The organism is Castellaniella sp., assembly GCF_036379515.1.
GTDB lineage: Bacteria > Pseudomonadota > Gammaproteobacteria > Burkholderiales > Burkholderiaceae_B > Castellaniella.
The window spans coordinates 101,945-120,163 of the sequence record NZ_DASVGN010000011.1; the positions used below are offsets into that span (position 1 = coordinate 101,945).

The window sequence follows — 18,219 nt, forward strand, 5'->3', positions numbered from 1 at the left end:
CTCATGCTTCGCTCCGTGTTGCGCTACCGCAAACTGGTTTTCCTGACCTGGTTCCTGACGCTCGACCTCATTATGTTCGGCGCTTTCGTGCGCCTGACGGATTCCGGCCTGGGGTGCCCCGATTGGCCCGGCTGCTATGGCCACTTCAGCCCGCTCGGGGCCAGCACCCACATCCGTGAAGCACTGGCGGCCATGCCCTACGGCCCCGTCAGCGCATTTCAGGCCTGGATGGAGATGATCCACCGTTACGCGGGCGCAACGCTGGGCACCCTCATCATCCTCATCACCGTGCTGGCATGGCGCTACCGCCGCACGCTGGCACACGGTCCCGCACTGGCCACCACCCTGCTGGCCATGGTGTGCCTGCAGGGCGCCTTCGGCGCCTGGACAGTCACCCACAAGCTCATGCCCGTGGTGGTCAGCACGCACCTGGTGCTGGGAATGGGGCTTTTGGCCCTCATGACCTGGCTCGCCGCGCGCGAAAAGCCGCATGACGCCGTGCCGGCTTCCGCCATTCACGGTCGGGCCTGGATGATTCTGGGCCTGGCCGTGCTGTTCCTGCAGATCGCGTTGGGGGGTTGGGTGAGCACCAATTACGCGGCGCTCGCCTGCATGGATTTCCCGACCTGCCACGGGCAGTGGATACCGCCCATGGACTTCCGCGACGGCTTCGCTCTGCTGCGCGGCCTGGGCAAGCTGTCCTCGGGTGCCATCATCCCTCAGGACGCTCTGACGGCCATCCATTGGACCCACCGCAATTTTGCGTTCATCGTGCTCGTCCTGCTCGGGTCACTAGGCTGGCACTGGCGTCGCACCCCCGGACTGGCTGGTCCGGCACGCCTGTTGCTGGCGCTGCTGGCGTTGCAGCTGTTCACAGGACTCACCACAATTTTCTTCCAATGGCCGCTGGTCATCGCCGTGATGCACAATGGAGGGGCCGCAGGCCTGGTCCTGGTAAGCGTCACGCTGCTGTGGCGGCTATCCAGAGCCGGAAAACCCCAGGGACAACCATGACAAGCGCCACTGCCACGCGTCACCATTCTCTGCTGCATCAGTATCTGGTGCTGACCAAACCCCGTGTCACCCAGCTGGCCGTGTTCTGTGCTGTCATCGGCATGTTTCTTGCAGCTCCCGGGGTTCCTGACCTCTGGCGGGTAGCGACCGCCACCATCGGCATCTGGTTGCTGGCCGCGGCAGCCTTCTCGATCAACTGCCTGATCGAACGCGAGTCCGACGCGCTCATGGCGCGCACCGCGCGCCGTGCCACGGCATCAGGCGAGATCACGCCTCCCCAGGTGCTGCTCATGGCCGGCGTGCTCGGCGGCGTCGGCATGTGGGTGCTGTATCTCTGGGTGAACCCACTCACCATGTGGTTGACCTTCGCCACTTTTGTCGGATACGCCCTGATCTACACGGCTATTCTCAAGCCCCTCACGCCCCAGAACATCGTGATCGGCGGGCTGTCGGGCGCCATGCCGCCCGCCTTGGGATGGGCGGCCATCGCCAATGCGGTCCCTGCCGAAGCCTGGGTGCTGGTGCTCATCATTTTCATCTGGACCCCGCCCCACTTCTGGGCGTTGGCGCTCTACAAGCACCGTGAATACGAAAAGTCGGGACTGCCCATGCTGCCCGTGACGCACGGCATGCAATTCACACAACTGCACGTGCTGCTCTACACCGTGCTGCTCTTCGTAGCCTCGATCCTGCCTTATATAGTGCGCATGAGTGGCCCGCTGTATCTGGTGGCAGCCTGTGCGCTGAGCGGGCGTTTTGTCTGGCAGGCCTGGGTGCTGTATCGTAATTACAGCGATGCGCGGGCGCGCAAGCTGTTCTTTTACTCGATCCTCTATCTCGCGCTGCTGTTCGCGGCGTTGTTGGTGGACCACTGGGTTAGTCTCATCCTGAGCAATCTGGTGTTCTCCGCAGGACCTGCATGATGGCTGTATATTCTTCAACCCGCCGCTCTCTGCTGGTCGCGGCGATAGCTTCCTTGCCACTGGCGCTCGCCGGGTGCGGCGACAAGGCTGACAGCAAGCCCCTGGCCTTCGAGGGCGGAAACGACATCACTGGTACCCATCTGGGCAGTGACCTCGACATGGTGAGCACCGACGGCCAGGCACGCACGCTCGCAAGCTTCCGGGGCAAAGTCCTGCTGGTGTACTTTGGCTATACCCATTGCCCCGATGTCTGTCCTACGTCCATGGCCATGGCAGCCCAGGCGCTGGCGCTGCTGGGGCCCAAAGCCAAGGACGTGCAGGTTGCCATGGTTACCGTCGACCCGCAGCGCGACACACCCAAAGTGCTGGCCGCCTACGTTCAGGCCTTCAACCCCACCTTCGTGGGGCTCACCGGCACGGCGGACCAGCTGGCACGCACGGCACGCTCATTCAAGGTGTCTTATGCCAAAGAGGCCGGTCCCACCCCGCAGCAGTACGCCATGAGCCACTCCTCGGCGTTCTACCTGATCGACCGCAAGGGCGAAACCCGGGCGCTCATCAGCGCCAATACCACGCCACAAGACATGGCGCACGACATTCAGCTGCTGCTCTGAGGCGCAGGCCCTTCGGGCTCCAGCGGCGGCAGAGGCTCGTGCTGGCGCTCGCCTGATTGAAACTGCTGCCAGACTTCCACCGCCCGCAGCCGCTGCGCGGCAATGGTATCAATCTTCTCGCGAAGATCAGGCAAATTCTGCAAGAGGCGCTTGAAGTCGCGCTCGTGCAGCATGAGCAGGCGGCTGTATCCCAGCGAATGCACCTTGGGCTGAAAGTCATGCCCCAGCACCAGGGCCATCTCGCCAAAGATCTGGCCACTGCCCAGCTCGGCCGTCGTGCCGTCATCCAGATCCAGAACCACGGCCCCGGACGCCACGAAATACATGGCGTGGCTGCGTCCCAGCCGGGTGTGGATCTCTTGACCCGGCACGGCCAACCTGGGCTTGAGCACACGCTGGACGGCCTTGAGCGTCGCCGCATCGGCGCCCTCGAACCACGGCACGCGTCGGATCAGCGCCTCGGCACTCAGCGTGATGTCCAGTTCACCCGTTTTCTCAAGGTACTGCCAGCGCATGTCGACCTGGTGAATCAAGTCGGCGTAGGTTTCACCGCTGATCAGATTCTGCTTGAGCATGTCGCGGTAGCGCATGCGTTCCATGGCCCGTGCCATCCGCGCGAGATACTCCTCTTGCAAATACTGGGCGTAACTGGGGTATTGCAGGGCCAGCGCCTGGAGCGCACCCTCCAGCAAGGTCAGACGGCGTTCATGCGCAGCGATGATGATGTCGGTCACTTCAGGCCCCAGCAAGGGCTGCACATCGGCCCGCGCAAAGCGGATCAGTCGCCCGGCCACGGCCCACTTGCACATCAGGTTCGTGAAGCGTTGGGTCAGTTCGCGCCCCAGCCAGAACTGCCATCCCGTCACGAAGTGCAGCCACAGCGCCGCCCGCAGGCCCAGCGAATAGCGCATGTCTCGTTCTATTGCGGCCTCAAAACCCGCCAAGCCCCCGGTACGCACGGCATCACCCAGCCGCTCGGCACGCGCCAGCAGAGATTCTGCCGTACGCCAGTCCACCACCTGCGCCTTGAGTGTCTCGAAGAACATTTCTTCTTCACGTCCGGCCAGAATGCTCATGCCGACCGCCACCTTCTGTTCCTCGGCCAGCTGTCGCACCTGCCCGGCGCCGACCCCAGCCTGCCCCGCATCAAACACCGCGTGCAGCCGGTCCATGACTTCCTGGCCAATATGCTCATTACGGGCGATTTCGTCGATTTTCAGACGCAGCGCGTCGAGCTCGACCACCTGGGCCTGATCCCGCAGCGTACGATCCACAGGCCCGAGCTGATTCAACCCCAGCCGATAAATGAGGGGCCGCAAGGTGAGGCCATTGATGAACAGTGTCATCAGCACGAAACCTGTGGTGGCCACGGCAATGAACTGCCGGGCTTCGTGCGGGACCGCAGGCTGTTCCGTGACGGCCAGCGCCAAAGCCAGCGACACAGCGCCCCGCAGCCCGCCGACCAGCATGACCACCCGATAAGATCGGCTCACCTGGGTGCTCAGGCGCAAGCGACCCAGCAGCGGCAACAAGCCATAGACGATCACGGCACGCGCGCACAGCGTCACGATGAACACCACAAGGATGAGCAGGACTTCCATCCAGGTGATTTCGGCCATCATGCGGGGGATGAGCATGGCAGCGAAAATGAAAATCAGCGAATTGGCCCAAAAGCCGAACTGGGACCACGCCCCTTCGAGCTGCTCGAAGGTGGTGGGCGACATGCGCGTACGCCCGGTTGAGCCCACGACCAACCCCGCCACCACCGTCGCCACTACGCCGGACACTCCCAGATAATGCTCGGCGACGAAAAATGTCAGGTAGGCAATGGCCACCGTGAGCGTCACTTCGGCGGCCGGCCAGCCCCGCAGCCAGCGAAACAGAAACCCCGTGAGCCGGCCCATGACAAAGCCCGCGACCCCGCCGCCCACGAAGCCAAACAGAAAGCTGCGTGCGACCTCGGTCACCGAGAGCGTTCCTCCCGTATACAGCATGCTGAGCAGCACCGAGTACAGTGCGATCGATGCGGCATCGTTAAACAGTGACTCGCCTTCGACCAAAGTGGTGAGACGGCGCGGAGCCCCTACTTCGCGAAAGATGCCCACTACTGCCACAGGATCGGTCGTGGCGACGATGGCGCCCAGCATCAGGCAGACCACCAGGCCGTAAGGAGAAATCGCCGCCAGCGTGAACCCGACCGCCACCGTGCAGGCCACCACCGCCACGATCGCCATCACCAGGATGGGGCTGATGTCATCGAGCAAGCGCCGGATGTTCATGGCCAGGGCGGTCTCGAACAAAAGCACCGGCAGGAAGACGTACAGGAAGGTCTCGGAAGAAATCTCGAAGTGCTGCAGGGTATCCAGAAAATCAGCCACGACTCCTGGAGCCCAGCCATGAACGTGGATCACGACGCCCAGCACGAAACCCACGATGGCCAGCAGCACCGAATAGGGCAGCCGCAGACGCCCCGCCAGCGGCGGCATGAAAGAGATCAGCGCGAGAAGTCCGGCCAGACCAAAAACCAGCAGGCCTATTTTCATGTCGAGAGAGTCAGCAAGGAAACCTTTTTAGAATAGCGGTTTTATCCGACGCCATGGCGCGCAGGCAAAAAAAAGGATGCCTGAGAGGCATCCTGGGAACATCCGCTTCGATAGGGAGGGGAAGAGGAGAAGCTGAAGCGGACGACAGAACAATGCGACCGTAGGTCAAGCATCAGTTCATAGTGGTTTGTCCTATAGACATCCAAAAAGTTCTGGCGTCGCACCTCAGAAAGATGCAATGATTTGTGTCAGCCTGCTTAGGCAGCATCCTGAAGATCGTCGGCAGCTCCCGCCAGCGCCAGGCGTAATTTCTTCAAGGCTGCGGCTTCTACCTGGCGGACCCGTTCGGCTGAAATGCCGTATTCGGCTGCCAATTCGTGCAGCGTGGCACCGCCTTCATCGGCCAGCCAGCGTGCCCGCACAATATGCTGCGAGCGGTCGTCCAGCGACTGCAAGGCCGCTTCGAGCTGCTCTCCTTGCAGGCTGTCCAGCCCACGACGGGCGAGAACCTGCGCAGGCTCCTGAGAGGCATCGGCCAACCAGGACGCCGGGGCAAAGCGGTCTTCGCTGTCGACTGGCGCCTCGAGCGCACAATCACCGCCGGAAAGGCGGACTTCCATCTCGGCCACTTCCTCGGGTTTGACGTTCAGCGTCTTGGCAATGTCGGCCATTTGTGCCGGCGCCAGGCTGGTGCCATCCGGACGCATCCGCCGCAAGTTGAAGAACAGCTTGCGCTGCGCCTTGGTCGTAGCGATTTTGACCAGGCGCCAGTTGCGGACCACGTATTCATGAATCTCGGCGCGAATCCAGTGCACGGCAAACGACACCAGGCGCACCCCCCGGTCGGGATCAAAGCGGCGCACGGCTTTCATCAAGCCAATATTGCCCTCTTGAATCAAGTCAGCGTGAGGCAGGCCATAGCCCAGGTACTGCCGCGCCACTGACACGACCAGCCGCAGATGAGACAGAATCAGTTCACGGGCGGCATCCAGGTCGTTATGGTCGCGCAGACGGTGACCCAAAGCGACCTCTTGCTCGACCGTGAGCAGGGGCAGGCGGTTCACTGCACCCACGTACGCCTCGATCGACCCGAGAGATCCAGGGTTCGAAATCGCCAGCGCAAGCTGCGCAGGTGCCAAGGTGGTAGTGGACGAAGCAGCAGTCATCGTGACAAAGTCCTCGTGAGTCATTGCAGGGATGTTAGCACTCTACAGCTTAGAGTGCTAACCGCTATTTGACGGGAAAGCACCGTCGAAGTTCCTGAAAAATCAGGTGGATTTCGTCAGGGCAGCTCGAGCTCGGCGACCAGGGGCGCATGATCCGAGAGCCGCTTCCAGGGCGCCCCATGCAGCACTCGCGCACGGCGCACGGCAAATCCGCGCTGATAGATGCGATCGAGCCGCAGCCACGGAAAAATGGCCGGGAAGGTGCGCGGGGGAGGTGTCAGACGAGCATGGCCATGGAACCCCAAGGTTGGCACCAGCGACTGCGACTCGGCCATGTGCCACGGGAGCCGTTCGCGCAGGCGGCTCACGGTGCGCCGCAGGCGATACACCTCGTCCGCCCCTTGCGGAGCAACGGCAAAGACCTCTGACAAGCCCAGCTGCTCCACGAACAGGGGAGCCAGCTGGTTGGTCCAATCGTTGAAGTCGCCCGCAATGAGCAAAGGTTCGGTATCGGGCACCAGACGGCGGATGCGATCAGCCAACGCGGCGACCTGACGCACACGCCCACTCGCGAACAGCCCCAGATGGATGACCATGCAATGCACAGGGACTTCGCCTACCTCGACTACGCAGTGCAGCAAACCTCTCTGCTCCAGCTTATGGTCGGAGATGTCCTGATTCTCGTGAAACAGGATCGGGTAGCGCGACAGCAGCGCGTTGCCATGATCAGTCGCCGCCCGCACCGCATTGCGGCCGTACGCCACCTGCAGATGCAGCGCTGCCGCCAAGGACTCGTGCTGCGCATCGAGGCTGCCGTGAATCTGGTTGCGCCCCTGCACCTCTTGCAAAAACAACAGGTCGGGACGCAGACCATATAAGCCCAGCCGCAGATCAGCCAGCGACTCGCGTCCACCCGTCGCAGAGCGACCTTTGTGGATGTTGTAGCTGACGACCCGCACGATGGGCACGGTGAGGCCTCCTTATTTGGCCTCCGTCTGGCGCAGGCGGATGTGCAGCTCACGCAGCTGCTTTTCGTCGACGGGCGACGGCGCATGCGTGAGCAGATCCTGTGCACGCTGGGTCTTGGGGAACGCGATCACGTCACGGATCGACTCGGCACCGGCCATGAGCGTGACCAGGCGATCCAGCCCAAAGGCCAGCCCGCCATGCGGTGGTGCGCCATACTGCAGGGCATCGAGCAGGAAGCCGAATTTCAGGCGGGCTTCTTCTTCGTCGATCTTCAGCGCCTTGAACACTTTGGTCTGGACGTCGGCGCGGTGGATACGCTCGGAACCGCCGCCGACTTCCCAGCCGTTCATGACCATGTCGTAGGCGCGCGCCAGCGCCTGCTCGGGATGCGTCTCGAGCAGATCTTCGTGACCCGGCTTGGGGCAGGTGAACGGGTGGTGTGCAGCCGTGTAGCGGCCTTCGGCTTCGTCGTATTCGAACATCGGGAAATCGACGACCCACAAGGGCTTCCAACCCGCCTCGAACAGGCCATGCGTACGGCCGAATTCAGACAAGCCGATCTTCACCCGCAGGGCGCCCATGGCGTCATTCACGACCTTGAGGCGGTCGGCCCCAAAGAAGATCAGGTCGCCATTCTGCGCGCCCGTGCGCTCGATCAACGCACGCAAGGCGTCGGCGTGGATGTTCTTCACGATGGGCGACTGCAGGCCCTCTGGGATGGCCGTGGCATCGTTGACCTTGATATAGGCCAGGCCCTTGGCACCGTAGATGCTGACGAACTGCGTGTAGGCATCAATCTCGCTGCGGGCAAGTTCGTTGCCGCCTGGAACCCGCAAGGCAGCCACACGACAAGCCGGGTCGTTGGCAGGGCCAGAAAAGACCTTGAAGGCGACGTCACGCATCAGGTCGGCAATGTCGGTGAGTTCGAGCTTGACCCGCAGATCGGGTTTGTCGGACGCGTAGAGCCGCATCGCTTCACCCCAGGTCATGACTGGGAACGGATCGGGCAGCGCCACGTTCAGCACTTGCTGGTAAATGGACCGCACCATGCCTTCGAAGATCTCACGGATCTGGACCTCGTCGAGGAACGAGGTTTCGCAATCGATCTGGGTGAATTCCGGCTGGCGATCGGCCCGCAGGTCTTCGTCGCGGAAGCATTTGGTGATCTGGTAGTAGCGGTCGAACCCCGCCACCATCAACATCTGCTTGAAGAGCTGCGGCGACTGCGGCAGTGCGAAGAATTCGCCCGGGTTCACGCGGGAAGGCACCAGATAATCGCGCGCCCCTTCCGGGGTGCTGCGGGTGAGCATAGGCGTTTCAATATCGATGAAGCCCAGCGCATCCAGGTAATTGCGCGCCACCATCGACACGCGATAGCGCAGCATCAGGTTGCGTTGCATCTGCGGGCGGCGCAGATCGAGCACCCGGTGCGTCAAACGCGTGGTCTCGGACAGATTATCGTCATCGAGCTGGAATGGGGGCGTGACCGAGGGGTTCAGGATTTCGATCTCGCGGCACAGAATTTCGACGTCACCGGATTGCAGTTCAGGATTGCGCGTGCCTTCTGGGCGCATGCGGACCAGGCCCGTGATGCGCAGGCAGAATTCATTGCGGATACGCTCCGCCGTGGCAAAACCCTGCTGATTATCGGGGTCCACTACCACCTGAGCCAGCCCGGCGCGATCCCGCAGGTCGATGAAAATTACGCCGCCATGGTCGCGGCGGCGATGCACCCAGCCGAACAGGGTCACGGTCTGGTCAAGGTGAGCTTTGGACACCTCGCCGGTGTAGCAAGTGCGGTTCAAGAATGGCTCCGTCTGTGGAAAGAGTGGAAGATCAATGAGTGTCGGGAGACACTGGCGCGGCAACAGGCAATGCATGCCGATGCAGCCGGGCTGTACTGGCCGGGGCTGCAACGCCCATGGAAACAATGTACTTGAGAGCGGCCTCGACCGACATGTCGAGCATCTGCACGTCGGCGCGTGGCATCATGAGAAAAAACCCGGAAGTCGGATTGGGAGTGGTCGGGACATAGACGCTGATGAAATCCCCTTGCAGCAGGCCTGCGACTTCGTCGCAAGGAGTGCCGGTCAGGAATGCGATCGTCCAGGAGCCCCGACGAGGATACTGAACCAGGACAGCCTCGCGAAAAGCCTGCCCGTTAGGGGCAAACAAGGTGTCGCTGACCTGCTTGACCGAATTATAAATGGAGCGGACCAGGGGGATACGCCCCAGCAACGCCTCCCATCGCGACAACAGCGCGCGGCCAATGAAATTGGCGAACAACAGTCCCGTGAGAAGGATGATCAGCAGCACGAGCACGAGCTCGAAGCCCGGAATCCGGCGTCCGAAGAGCGCCTCGGGCGACAAGAACGACGGGACCAACGCTCCCAGCGTGTTCGCCAAAGTCAGCAACACCCAGACTGTCGCGATCAGCGGCAGCCAGATGAGCAGGCCGGTAATGAAATAGCGCTTGAAGAATCGCATGAATCCGTCGCCGGTGCGTCAGCCCGGCGTTGCGGCAGAAGAAGAACCGCCGGCCGTGCCACTGCTGTGCGTAGACGTGCCAGACGACGAGGGTGAAGCGCCCGAAGCATGGCTGGTATGCGGCCCGCCTCCGCGAAAATCGGTTTCGTACCAACCAGAGCCCTTAAGGCGAAACCCCGCCGCAGTCACCTGCTTTTCATAGGTTTCTTGCCCACATACCGGGCAATGGGTCAGCCGTGGATCGGACATCTTTTGCAGCACGTCTTGCTGATGCCCGCAGTGGCTGCAACGGTACACATAAATAGGCACAACTTACGTCCCTTAATACTCAGTCAACTGGATTTTAGTCCTTTTTAACTGAAGGAATTCGGTAGAAGAAACAGAATGACTGCGACTAGTGTCGGCACGGCCGCCGCCAGGAAAAGCTTGAGCGGCGCAATCGTGCCATCTGAAAAGCAACCCTTCAGGATGGAAAACCCGGCAGGATTGGGCGCATTGGCGATCACGGTGAGCCCACCCCCCGTGACGGCGCCCGCGACCAGCATGTAGCGCCACAGCTCGCTGGTCCCATCGACCAGAGATCCCAGATAGGTCAGGGCGGCATTGTCGGTGATGGCCGTCAGTGCGGTAGCGCCAAAATACAGAACAACCGGCGACAGTTTCGCCAAAAGATCTTGCAGCCACCACTGCTGCAACCCCCCCAGCACCACCAGACCCGCCAGGAAGAACCCGACCATCAGCCCTTCACGCAGAAGCAGGGGCGATTGGTGTGACTTGTAGGCCTGTGTATAGCCAATGAACAGCACCAGCAGCCCCATGAAAATGTGGATGTGATGAGACGCCAGCACCACTGCCAACAGAAACAGCACGTGCACCCCCATCACAACGGGGGAACACGGCGCCCGAGGCGAAGACTCATCGCGGGATTGTCCGATTTCGCCACTGAGCAGAAATGGCCGGCAGATGAGCGTCAGCACCAGGCTGTTGAAGACCACGGCCGACGCAGCGCGCCAGCCGAAATGCGTCGCCATGAAGGCGGTGCCCCAGCCAAAGGTCTGTGCAACCATCAGCACGGGCGGGGCCGCATAGGCCGTCAGCACCCCGCCGATGGAGACGTTGACGAACAGCACCCCCACGGTGAGGTATTTGAAACCGTCTTGCCCGGGACGGCTGAAGTAGGAATCGCGCAGCAGCAAAGCGGCCAAGGTCATCGCCGCCGGCTCGGTGATGAGGGATCCCGACAGCGGCACGAGCGTCATGACCACGAAGAACCGGGCCAATGCCGTGGGGACCGGCAGCACACGGGCCACCCCATCGACCACCCCGCGCACTAGCTCGATGATGGGTCGGCTGGCCGCCACGACCATGATGACGAAGACGAACGCGGGCTCGGTGAAATTACGGGTATCCAGATATTGAACAGCCTCCTGGATGCCCCCTGTGAGCCACATCCAGCCAAACAGCACACAGGCCCAGATGCCAAAGACCGCCTCCACCTCGGAGAGCATGTGCCAAAGGCCTGCGTGCGCACCGCCTCGGTTCGCCAGGCGCGCGAATACCGGCACGGAAAAGGTATGAATGATGGCAATGGCAAACAGAATCGTTGCCACGATCTCAACGTGACTGACCATGGGATATCCGGAAAAGCAGGGGTATCAGGCAGGGCTCAAGCTTGCCCAAGAATCATGCGAGCGCCTTTTTCGGCGATCATGATGGTTGGCCCATTGGTGTTGCCCGAGGTGATGCGCGGCATGATGGAGGCATCGACCACCCGCAGCCCTTCAAGCCCATGGACTTTCAGCTCTGGTGTGACAACCGCCAACGGATCAATTCCCATTTTACAGGTTCCGACCGGATGGAAGATCGTGGTGCCAATCTGCCCCGCTGCTGCTTCCAGATCCGCCTGCGTCTGGACTGCCTCGCCTGGCAAATATTCTTGCGGCTGGTAGCGGGCCATGGCGGGCTGCGCCATGATGCGCCGGGTCAGGCGCAACGCGTCGGCCGCCACGGCCCGATCTTCAGGAGTCTGCAGATAATTGCAGAGGATGTCCGGGTGGTCCGAAGCATTGGGCGAAGTCACTCGGACATAGCCTCGGCTCGTGGGCTGGAGATTGCAGGGTGCTGCCGTCATGGCCGGAAAGGTGTGCAGCGGGTCACCGAATTTGTCCAGCGACAGCGGTTGTACATGGAATTCGACATTGGGCCGTGGGCGTGCGTCGTCGGAGCGCGCGAACGCCCCCAACTGAGACGGTGCCATCGAAAGCGGCCCGCTCTTGTTCACCAGATACTGCATCCCCATCCATGCCTTGCCCCACAGGGAATTGGTCAAAGTGTTGAGCGTACGGGCGCCTTGCAACTTGAAGATCATGCGCAGCTGCAGGTGATCCTGCAGATTTTCACCAACCCCGGGGAGATCAAGCACCAGCGGAATGCCCAGCTGGCGCAGCCGTTCGGCAGGGCCGACCCCCGAGACCTGAAGCAACTGCGGCGAACCGATAGAGCCCGCCGCCAAAATGAGTTCGGACTTGGCGCGCGCATGCACGCGCTGCCCCTGATGGACAAACGCCAGGCCTGTCGCGCGCCGGCCTGAAAATTCGATGCGTTCGACCTGCGCACCCGTCATCACCTTGAGATTGGCGCGCCCCATGACGGGGTGCAGAAAGGCCTGGGCAGCACTCCAGCGCACACCTCGGCGCTGAGTGACCTCAAAATAATTGCAGCCGAAGTTGTCTCCCCGATTGAAGTCGGGCGTCTGAGGAATGCCTGCCTGCCCGGCAGCATCGCGAAACGCGTCGAGCACGTCCCAGCTCAGTCGTTGCGATTCGACCCGCAACCCCCCCGAGCCCCCATGAAATTCGCTTTCGCCCAGGTGATGATTTTCGCAGGCCTTGAACACAGGCAGCACATCCTGCCATGTCCACCCCGCGCAGCCTTCAGCCGCCCAACGGTCGTAGTCGGCCGCCTGCCCACGCAGATACAGCATGCCATTGATGGACGACGAGCCCCCCAGGACACGGCCTCGCGGATAGCCCAGGGTACGGTAGTTGAGTCCGGGATCGGGCTGCGTGTGGTAGCACCAATCCGTGCGCGGATTGCCGATGCAGTACAGATACCCTACGGGAATGTGAATCCAGCGCCAGTCATCCAGACCGCCCGCCTCCAGCAGCAGAACCCTATGTGACTGCGACAGACGATTGGCCAGCAGACACCCTGCCGACCCTGCACCCACAATGACGTAATCGAATTCCAGGACGGATTCGTCCCGTGACTGCTCAGCCATGCCGTCTCCTCGTGCGCAGCCGCAGCGCCAGTCAGCGTGCGCCTGTTTTTTGTTGGCTGTCAGTCTAGTCTCAATCGATCACACGCGCCAAGGGCGCCCGCAGGCGCTGTGCTACAGCACCGTCCCCGCCAGCGCGGCAACGATCATGAGCACGCCCACCTGCATATTGGCGCGAAACAGGCGCAGACCCCGTTCGGGCTTGTGGACGTCGAACACGCTGAGTTGCCAGGCAAAATGTCCTGCGATCACGGCCATGACGAGGAAATACCCCTCACCCAGGCCCATCCCGGCGCCAGCCGCCACCCACAGCACCAGCGTGGCGGCGTACATGGCGCCAATCCAGCGCTTGCCCTGCTCGCCAAAACGCATGGCCACCGATTTCAGGCCCAGCTTCAGGTCATCGCGCAAGTCGATGTAAGCGTAGATGCCGTCATAGCCGATCTGCCACAGCACAGTACCCAACCACATGGCCACGGCCGTCCACGGCACCAGATTGCGCGTGTCGGACCACGCCATGAGCATGCCCCAGTTGAAGGCCGCCCCCAGGACAGCCTGAGGCCAGTAGGTAAAGCGCTTGCAGAGCGGATAGATCACCACCAGCGGCACTAGCGCCAGCGCCAGCCAGCGACTGTAGGCATTGATGGCAAAGAGCAGGCTTGCGCTCACCAGCAACTGTGCGATGACGAACCAGATGGCCGCGCGCAACGTCAACTGGCCGCTGGTCAGCGGACGAAAACGCGTACGCTCGACCTGGCGGTCGAAATTGCGGTCGAACATATCGTTGAAGGTGCAGCCTACGCCCCGCATCAGAAGCGCACCTAACGAGAAGATGAAGAGCCGCCATAATGTGGGCCAGCCACCCGCTGCCTGAACCAAGGCGGCCAGCGCGGGCAGCAACGTGAGCCAAGTGCCGACGGGCCTGTCGAGACGACACAGGCGCGCGTAGGGCCCCCAGGACGGAGGCAGCCAGCGCGCCACCCAGTCGTCGGGGTGCATGTCCGACAAATCGGGCGTGGCGGGTGACGGCGGGGTCTGCGGGTTGCTCATGCGCACGCCGAGCCGATCCGAGGAATCAGCGGGCCGGCCCGATCAGTTCGCCCAGCACCTGGACGCCCGCACGAATGCGGGCCTCGGGCACCGTGACGAAGCTCAGGCGCAAAGTATTGGTGGGCGCTTTGACGCCGGCATAGAACGGCGCACCCGGCACGAATGCCACGTTGCGGGCAATGGCGGCTTGCAGCAACTGCGTAGTATCTATGCCCTCACGCAAGGTGACCCAGATGAACATGCCGCCCTCCGGGTGCGTCCAGCGCGCATCGGTCGGGAAATATGCCTTCAGCGCCTCGAGCATGTAGCCGCACTGACGCTGATACAAGGCCCGGACCTTGGGCAGGTGGGTTTCCAGAAAACCGTTGCGCACCGCTTCGTACACGGCCATTTGTGTGACCATGGCCGTGTGCAAGTCGGTGGCCTGCTTGATCTGGACCAGCTTGGAGATGACCTCGCGCGGTGCGACCACATAGCCCAGGCGCAGGCCCGGCGCCAGCACCTTGGAAAAAGTACCGAGCCGGATGACCGAGGCGCCCACGGCCCGCCCGAGCTTGAGCAGGCTGGGTTGTGGATCGCCGGCGTACCGCAATTCGCCATAGGGGTCGTCTTCGATGATGGGCAGTCCCAGATCGGCGCAGCGCTCGACCAGAGCCTGACGGCGCGGGCGATCCAGCGTGAGTCCGGTCGGATTCTGAAAATTGGGGAGCACGTAAATGAAGCGTGCATCGCGAGTCAGGTCATCGGTGAGCGCTTCCGGGACGAGGCCGCGTTCGTCGGTAGGCACCGCCTGAAACTGTGGCTCGAACAGGGAAAACGACTGCAGGGCGCCCAGATAGCTGGGGGCTTCGACCAGAACGCGTGAACCAGGATCGATGAACAGTTTGCCCAACATGTCCAATGCTTGCTGGGACCCGGAGACGATGAGGACTTCGTCGGTATCGACCGTCATGCCTTCGCGCGACATTTGGGCAGCGACCCATTCACGCAAGGGGGTATAGCCTTCGGTGCGACCGTACTGCAGCGCGGATGCCCACTGATTGTCGAGCACCTTGTCAAATGCGGCACGCAGTTCTGGCACGGGGAAGCCTTCAGGGGAAGGCAGGCCACCGGCAAAGGAGGTGACTTCAGGGCGTTCGGTGATTTTGAGGATTTCGCGGATGGCGGAACTGGTGAGCTGGGTGGCGCGCTTGGAGAAGACAGTGTGGGTGGCGGTGGACATGTCCATGATGAATTCCGTAGTGGGTCCGCGCCAAGATCTGATCAGAATGAAGACGAATCAGCCCAAGTTTGCGGGCGAGCAAATGACTTTAATGAATATTGAAGATATTAAAGCACGCAGAGGCCCAGTGGTTCCAAACGCGGGGGCCTGAACATACGGTTCTTGGCATGGCATAGGGTTCTTGACACGGCCGTGGGGCAGAGGGTCCTCGGCGCTCAGGGGGGAAACTTCGCGCGCGAGGACCCTCTGCCCCACGGCCTGCAACATTGTCAGCCCTCTTTTTCCAGGGTCTGTCAGGTCTGCTTATGCAGGCACGGCCGCACTTGCGCGCTTGCCGATGTGGTCCAGGGCCAGTTCGACCTGATCGATCAGCACCAGGCACAAGTCGCCGGGCTGCAGCGCGTCGAGCGCGGTGTCGATGGCAAGCAGTTCGCCGTGGATTTCCTCCGTATGCCGGGTGCGCTGGGCGGAACGCAGGCCATCACGCAACAAGGTGAGCACTTCGCCGTCGGCACGACCGCGCTGGCATTGGTCCTGATAGAGCACGGCGGAATCAAAGACGTCGCCCAGGATTTCGGTCTGGCGGCGAATGTCCTGATCGCGCCGGTCGCCGGCGCCGCTGATGACAACGCTGCGACGCTTGGCCGGCATGGCCTGGACGGCTTCGACCAAAGCCTGGATGGCGTCGGGATTATGGCCATAATCGGCGATGACGGTGGCGCCGCGGAAATTGAAGACGTTGAAGCGCCCGGGAACGGTGCCCGCGTCGTTGACGAAGGACGCCAGGCCGCGCTGGATCTGTACCCAGTCGATCCCAAGCGCCCAGGCGGCGGCCGTGGCGGCCAGTGCATTTTCGACCTGGAAGGGAATGCTGCCTTGCTGGGTGAGCGGCACGGCAGAGAGCTGGATGCGGGTTTCCATGCCGTCTTGCGCGAACACCATGTCGCCCTGATCGACGAAGGCTACGCGCCCGCCTTGCGCACGATGGGTCTCGATCACGGGATGGCGGGCGTCACGGGCAAAGAACGTGACCTGACCAGGACAACTGGCGGCCATGCCGGCCACGTACGGGTCCTGCGCATTGAGCACGGCCATGCCGCCGGGGCGGACGTTTTCAACGATCACGCGCTTGACGGCCGTCAGTTCATCCACCGTCGTGATGTAGTTCATGCCCAGATGGTCGCCAATCCCGATATTGGTGACCACGGCCACGTCGCACCGATCGAACCCCAGGCCTTCGCGCAGAATTCCGCCGCGTGCGGTTTCGAATACGCCCACGTCCACGTCGGGGTGAAGCAACACGCTGCGGGCACTGCGCGGGCCGCTGCAGTCGCCCGTGTCGATGCGCCGCTCGCCAATGTAGACGCCGTCCGAATTGGTCATACCCACGCACACTCCCGGACGGGAGCACAAGTGTGCAATCAGTCGAACGGTAGTGGTCTTGCCATTGGTTCCCGTCACGGCTGCCACTGGAATCCGGCCATCTTCCCCCGCCGCGAACAAGGTGTTGATGATCGCCCCGCCCACGTCGCGTCCTTTTCCAAAGGAGGGATGCAGGTGCATGCGCAATCCTGGCGCAGCGTTGACTTCGACGATGCAGCCGGTCTCGGGCGTGAGGGGCTGGAAGACGTCCCTGCTCACGAGGTCGATGCCGCAGATGTCCAGGCCGACCATGCGAGCCGCAATCACGGCACTGGCGGCCAGATCGGGGTGCACGTGATCCGTCACGTCGGTGGCCGATCCGCCAGTGCTCAGATTGGCGTTGTTGCGCAACACCACGCACACGCCCGGTGCGGGAATGGAGGTAGGGACATAGCCCTGGGTCGCCATGGTGTTGAGCGCGATCTCGTCGAGACGAATGCGCGTCAGCGCGGTCCCATGACCTTCACCTCGTTGGGGGTCCTGGTTGATCTGATCTACCAGTTGGGCAATGGTGCTGCGGCCGTCGCCGACAACTTGCGGCGGATCGCGGCGCGCAGCGGCGACCAACTGGTCACCGACTACCAACAGGCGATAATCATGTCCCGGAAAATAGCGCTCGACGATGACGCCACCGCTGTAGTCGTTGGCGACAGCATAGGCCGCCAGCACCTGCTCGCGTCCCTGCACGTTGACGGCCACACCCTTGCCTTGATTGCCGTCGATCGGCTTGAGCACCACGGGACCACCGATTTCCTGCGCGGCGGCCCAGGCGTCTTCCGCATCCTTCACGGTACGCCCGCGCGGCACGGAAACCCCGGCAGACCCCAGCAAAGCCTTGGTTAGAGATTTGTCCTGCGCAATAGCCTCGGCAATGGCGCCACTCGCATCGGTCTCGGCCGCCTGGATGCGCCGCTGATGACGCCCCCAGCCAAACTGCACCAGACTGTTTTCGTTCAAGCGCCGGTAGGGGATTCCTCGGCGCTGCGCGGCCTGCACGATGGACCCGGTGCTGGGCCCCAAACGCACGTCTTCGTAAAGATCGCGCAGCTTGAAGAGGGCATCGGCCAGATCGAAAGGCGCATCATCCAAGGTGGACCGGCACAGAGACAGGGCCAGATCAAAGGCAAGACGCCCCACGGCCTCTTCCGCGTATTCGACCACGACGCGGTACACCCCGGCATCGTGCGTCACAGCAGCTCGGCAAAAGGACACGGGACAACCCGCTTGCGACTGCAGCCGCAAGGCCGCGAAAGCCAGGATGTAGGCCAGGGAATTGCTCTCGACCTGCCCAGCGGACCTGGGGATGTCGATGTCTGGAAAACGGGCCCGCAACCGCGTCTCGAAGGCATCCATGTCGCCCAATGTACGTTCGCTCTTCACGCACGTGACGACGGCCTCGATGGCTGTTTGTCGGCACCACAGATTGGGGCCCCGCAGGGCCCGGACTCGGGAGACTTCCATGTCAGCAATGTCCTTGGAGAAGACGGTCGTTCAGCGGCTGTTCGCCAGAATGAATCAGAGTTTCAAAGAAT

14 protein-coding genes are annotated in these 18,219 nt (G+C 62.3%); 3 read left to right on the top strand and 11 right to left on the bottom strand.

Annotated elements, in window-relative coordinates:
* Positions 1-3: 3 nt before the first annotated feature.
* From VF285_RS03930 to VF285_RS03940, 3 genes are read left to right on the top strand one after another with little or no spacing between them, the layout of a single operon-like run.
* Entirely contained in the window at positions 4-1,014 is a 1,011-nt protein-coding gene (locus tag VF285_RS03930; protein ID WP_346951320.1) for a COX15/CtaA family protein, read from the top strand.
* Entirely contained in the window at positions 1,011-1,937 is a 927-nt protein-coding gene (gene cyoE, locus VF285_RS03935) for a heme o synthase (RefSeq protein ID WP_346951321.1), read from the top strand. The genes VF285_RS03930 and cyoE overlap by 4 nt, the downstream gene beginning before the upstream one ends.
* Positions 1,937-2,551 carry an SCO family protein gene (locus tag VF285_RS03940; RefSeq protein ID WP_346951350.1) on the top strand — a complete coding sequence of 205 codons (615 nt, stop codon included), beginning with the start codon at positions 1,937-1,939 and terminating at the stop codon, positions 2,549-2,551. Before cyoE ends, VF285_RS03940 begins: the two co-directional genes overlap by 1 nt.
* Here VF285_RS03940 and VF285_RS03945 read toward each other — a convergent pair.
* The 11 genes from VF285_RS03945 to cphA form a co-directional block, all read right to left on the bottom strand.
* Positions 2,536-5,094: a cation:proton antiporter gene (locus tag VF285_RS03945; protein ID WP_346951322.1), complete on the bottom strand. Its 2,559-nt coding sequence runs from the start codon at positions 5,092-5,094 to the stop codon at positions 2,536-2,538. The two genes, VF285_RS03940 and VF285_RS03945, sit on opposite strands and share 16 nt — an antisense overlap.
* A gap of 257 nt (positions 5,095-5,351) precedes the next feature.
* Complete coding sequence (rpoH, locus tag VF285_RS03950; protein ID WP_346951323.1) at positions 5,352-6,260, bottom strand: RNA polymerase sigma factor RpoH; 909 nt, start codon at positions 6,258-6,260, stop codon at positions 5,352-5,354.
* A 116-nt stretch (positions 6,261-6,376) separates the two neighbouring features.
* Complete coding sequence (locus tag VF285_RS03955) at positions 6,377-7,228, bottom strand: endonuclease/exonuclease/phosphatase family protein (RefSeq protein WP_346951324.1); 852 nt, start codon at positions 7,226-7,228, stop codon at positions 6,377-6,379.
* A 12-nt stretch (positions 7,229-7,240) separates the two neighbouring features.
* Positions 7,241-9,034 (bottom strand): aspartate--tRNA ligase, encoded by a 1,794-nt coding sequence (gene aspS / locus VF285_RS03960; protein WP_346951325.1) that lies wholly within the window; start codon positions 9,032-9,034, stop codon positions 7,241-7,243.
* Between the two features lie 31 nt (positions 9,035-9,065).
* Entirely contained in the window at positions 9,066-9,716 is a 651-nt protein-coding gene (locus VF285_RS03965) for a DUF502 domain-containing protein (protein ID WP_346951326.1), read from the bottom strand.
* A gap of 18 nt (positions 9,717-9,734) precedes the next feature.
* The gene (locus VF285_RS03970) at positions 9,735-9,965 is read right to left on the bottom strand and encodes a zinc ribbon domain-containing protein (protein ID WP_346951351.1); all 231 of its coding nucleotides are present in this window, start codon (positions 9,963-9,965) and stop codon (positions 9,735-9,737) included.
* Positions 9,966-10,069: 104 nt separating this feature from the next.
* Positions 10,070-11,347 (bottom strand): putative Na+/H+ antiporter, encoded by a 1,278-nt coding sequence (locus VF285_RS03975; protein ID WP_346951327.1) that lies wholly within the window; start codon positions 11,345-11,347, stop codon positions 10,070-10,072.
* 35 nt (positions 11,348-11,382) lie between these two features.
* Entirely contained in the window at positions 11,383-12,996 is a 1,614-nt protein-coding gene (locus VF285_RS03980) for a GMC family oxidoreductase (protein ID WP_346951328.1), read from the bottom strand.
* A gap of 111 nt (positions 12,997-13,107) precedes the next feature.
* Positions 13,108-14,043, bottom strand: a complete 936-nt coding sequence (ubiA, locus tag VF285_RS03985) for a 4-hydroxybenzoate octaprenyltransferase (RefSeq protein ID WP_346951329.1) — start codon at positions 14,041-14,043, stop codon at positions 13,108-13,110.
* Positions 14,044-14,068: 25 nt separating this feature from the next.
* The gene (locus VF285_RS03990) at positions 14,069-15,271 is read right to left on the bottom strand and encodes a PLP-dependent aminotransferase family protein (RefSeq protein ID WP_346951330.1); all 1,203 of its coding nucleotides are present in this window, start codon (positions 15,269-15,271) and stop codon (positions 14,069-14,071) included.
* A gap of 297 nt (positions 15,272-15,568) precedes the next feature.
* Entirely contained in the window at positions 15,569-18,148 is a 2,580-nt protein-coding gene (gene cphA, locus VF285_RS03995) for a cyanophycin synthetase (protein WP_346951331.1), read from the bottom strand.
* Positions 18,149-18,219: the final 71 nt, after the last annotated feature.

What these genes read in the sequence shown, in the direction of transcription:
- VF285_RS03965 (WP_346951326.1), bottom strand. Translation starts at nt 9,716, where the DNA reads ATGCGATTCTTCAAGCGCTATTTCATTACCGGCCTGCTCATCTGGCTG.
- VF285_RS03980 (WP_346951328.1), bottom strand. Translation starts at nt 12,996, where the DNA reads ATGGCTGAGCAGTCACGGGACGAATCCGTCCTGGAATTCGATTACGTC.
- VF285_RS03970 (WP_346951351.1), bottom strand. Translation starts at nt 9,965, where the DNA reads ATGTCCGATCCACGGCTGACCCATTGCCCGGTATGTGGGCAAGAAACC.
- VF285_RS03945 (WP_346951322.1), bottom strand. Translation starts at nt 5,094, where the DNA reads ATGAAAATAGGCCTGCTGGTTTTTGGTCTGGCCGGACTTCTCGCGCTG.
- VF285_RS03990 (WP_346951330.1), bottom strand. Translation starts at nt 15,271, where the DNA reads ATGGACATGTCCACCGCCACCCACACTGTCTTCTCCAAGCGCGCCACC.
- VF285_RS03975 (WP_346951327.1), bottom strand. Translation starts at nt 11,347, where the DNA reads ATGGTCAGTCACGTTGAGATCGTGGCAACGATTCTGTTTGCCATTGCC.
- VF285_RS03930 (WP_346951320.1), top strand. Translation starts at nt 4, where the DNA reads ATGCTTCGCTCCGTGTTGCGCTACCGCAAACTGGTTTTCCTGACCTGG.
- VF285_RS03940 (WP_346951350.1), top strand. Translation starts at nt 1,937, where the DNA reads ATGGCTGTATATTCTTCAACCCGCCGCTCTCTGCTGGTCGCGGCGATA.
- rpoH (WP_346951323.1), bottom strand. Translation starts at nt 6,260, where the DNA reads ATGACTGCTGCTTCGTCCACTACCACCTTGGCACCTGCGCAGCTTGCG.
- cphA (WP_346951331.1), bottom strand. Translation starts at nt 18,148, where the DNA reads ATGGAAGTCTCCCGAGTCCGGGCCCTGCGGGGCCCCAATCTGTGGTGC.
- ubiA (WP_346951329.1), bottom strand. Translation starts at nt 14,043, where the DNA reads ATGAGCAACCCGCAGACCCCGCCGTCACCCGCCACGCCCGATTTGTCG.
- cyoE (WP_346951321.1), top strand. Translation starts at nt 1,011, where the DNA reads ATGACAAGCGCCACTGCCACGCGTCACCATTCTCTGCTGCATCAGTAT.